This is a genomic window from Bradyrhizobium sp. P5_C11_2 (assembly GCF_054049755.1).
Genome location: NZ_JBFULT010000756.1, coordinates 1 through 2,926 on the forward strand (window position 1 = coordinate 1; position 2,926 = coordinate 2,926).

General features: G+C 55.4%; 2 protein-coding genes. Both read right to left on the minus strand.

What is annotated here, in order from left to right:
* Positions 1-119: 119 nt before the first annotated feature.
* Complete coding sequence (locus ACXJL8_RS38075; protein ID WP_456623247.1) at positions 120-1,736, minus strand: hypothetical protein; 1,617 nt, start codon at positions 1,734-1,736, stop codon at positions 120-122.
* A gap of 38 nt (positions 1,737-1,774) precedes the next feature.
* Positions 1,775-2,926 (minus strand): CHAT domain-containing tetratricopeptide repeat protein (locus ACXJL8_RS38080; protein WP_456686710.1); only part of this gene is annotated, 1,152 nt, incomplete at its 5' end.

Here is a 2,926-nt window from a genome sequence, read left to right on the forward strand (position 1 = left end):
AGCACGAAGAGCGCATTCCCGCCTGATCCTGGGTTTACGTCGCGGGCCCCCGGGGCTCGCTCCTCCCAGCCTGGACCCCGCCGCAAATGGCGGGGTTTTTATTTTTGGGGCCTTCGCGCTCAAGCACGAGCAAATGCCGGACCTAACGGCATTTCTTCGCGCGCAAGGCGAAATGACGTCGCTTGCCGAAGAGGAGCCATCAGAACAAAACCCAGAACAAAGCCGGCAGCGAAAGAAAAACCGAAAATAAGAACCACTATCTCCACCCAACTCGCGCTCGCCAACTTCTCCATGACCGGCACGGGAAACACTGCGTTTATCGCATACAGCAGTCCAATGGCGCACACCCAACCCGCACCGAACACGATGCCATCCATAACTCGCCGCGTCCAAATTGACCCGAAGCCTCTCCACATCGAGTCCTGCACCAGCAAAGCTATGACGGTCGTCGTGGCCCACATATAGAGCAGTATCGGCAACTCATGCACCAGCACGTCCACGTAATTGCCCGGAAACTGATAGTAGTCGAAGCCGGCTTGAACCGGAAACAGCAGCAAGGCCGTCACAACACCGATTGAGAGTATGAACTTGTACGGGAGGCCGCCAAACACTCCTTCATTCGCAAACGCATAGTTGCGCTTGAGGTGATATATGATCGCGACGCTGACAATGATGATCAAGGGCGAAACGACGAACGATCGAGTCACGCCAACCGCCGGAACGCCCGAGATGAGACTGGATGGATTCCTTATGGTCGCAAACCATAATAGAACGGTGGCAACCGAGACCCCTACCCCAGCTATCGCCGTCCATACTATGGTGTGAGCCGGCGCCTTTACCGTGAATCCAATCTCCTCCAATCCGCGTTTGCGACCTGCGGAAGTCCACGCACTGGCCAACACGCAACGCGCTGTAAGCAAGAGCAGGTGATCGAGGAGGAAATCCATATCCTTCCGCAAGTCCTCGAGCATGCCTCCAGCCGCATTTTGCGCGGCGAACTGAAGCCTATTGCTTGGGTCGTTCTGGGCGCTGAACGAGTCGAGCGCCCCCCAATCATCCGGCTGAACCTTGCTGTCCTCCATGATCGTGCCATAGATCGCCGCGGTGTTCTTCAACACCCGAATTGCCTTGAAGGACAACAGGTCGTAGACGGCCAGCAGATCCGAATAATGTTCTGAGTTGCGATCGAAAAACGAATCTCCCTGGAGCTTCCATTGCTCCAAGTGGAACATGATAGTCGCGATCTTCAAGAAGCGAGACTGGATTGGCGCCGACTGAAGGGCTCGGAGATCAGCAATCGGGTAGCCGATGCGCGCAAGCTTGCGACTTATGTCGGGCCAATCTGCGGCGGGCAATTCCCACGGGGAGTTGCACAACGTGTTCCGCAGCCCGTGCGCAAGGAAAGGTATGCGCGCTATCCTTTGGCAGAAGTCGCGCCACCACTTGGGTGGTCCCGGCACGAGCCAAACGAGCATGACGAGGCATAGTGCGGACGATGCGGATATATCGGCCTTGAGGGGGACAACCTCCCTTACCACGTAGACGATCGCGAAATACATCAGCAGAAACGGCAGAATGAACACCGCGATGCCGATACAGTACAGCAACTGCGTCGTATAGGAACGTGTGCCTTTTAGCGTATGGAATCTGAACCAATAGAACAAGGCGACTAGGAGCGGCACGCCTAGATATCCGCAGACCAGGTTCAATCCAGTGACGAACGTTTCAAGGGACACGGCACCCCCCAAGTCTGCAGCTGCAATTTTTCAGTCGCTCAAGCCTGAATTCGCATTCTCTGCGCCACCAGATCCGGATTATCCGGTGCCATCGTCATGGCCAGGTCGAGGTCTTTGATCGCTTCCGCAGCGACTCCTAGCTGAGTAAATGCGTTGGCCCGCGAAGCCAGGTACTTGGGCTCCGAGGGTCTCATGCGAATGGCAGCACCGAATGCCTCGACGGCCTGCTCAAGAAATCCGCGCTTGTTTTCTGGTCCCGAAGCCGTACCGCAGATGATACCCTTGATCCAATAATACTCAGCCTCGCCTGGTTTCAGCCCGATCGCGGCCGTGATATCGGCCAGCGCAAATTCGTAGAAACCCACTAGCGCATAGAAATTTGCGCGCCGTACATAGTACTCGGGGTTCCTTGGATCCAGCTTGATCGCGTAAGCGAAACTCCCTGCGGCGTTTGGAGTCTGTTTATTTCGTTGCTGCAGGGTGCCGAGGTCGAGGTAGACTCGAGCGACACGCTTGGTCAATTGCTCGTCGTCTTTCAATCCGGAATTGAGATTTTGACCAACGTGCGTAAGTTGCTCCAGTTCTTCTATCGAGTTCGGAGCAGCATCAACGGCGAGCATGAATTCTTCTCGCCGCCGCTGCAGATCCACGATGTTAACGACCGCAGTGCTGGTCGGACGGTCGGCTACTGGATTGTCTACTTCGAAAATCTTTCCGTCGGGCGAACGCATGTACAAAACAGGGATGCCGAACTCGACCTTCGACTTCATCTGAATGAACTTCCGCGCCGTTTTGATCGCGTCGTCGACAGGTGAATTATTTGCAAGCGCCCTATAGAACCCCTCCGACATCTCAATGGCTGCGCCATCGCTGATAGGGAATTGCATAGCTACGACCGCCGGCAGCCATCCTCCCAACATAAGGCCGATCGCCGGATTGCCGAACTTTTCGCCGACATTGATCTTGGCACTTTCGCAGCAATTGAGAACCACGAGTCGAAGGCTCTTGCGTGCGTCTCCCAGCATTATCGCCAGATCGGACGCGAATTTCTTGGCCGGCCTCCCGTCTTCGTCGACCATGACAATGAAGCCGCTCTGATCGAAACTATTTCCCTCGAAATTATTCTGAGATTGCGGTTCGACGCCGCCATGACCGATGAAATGAAAAATGTGCCAATCACCTTCCAGCAG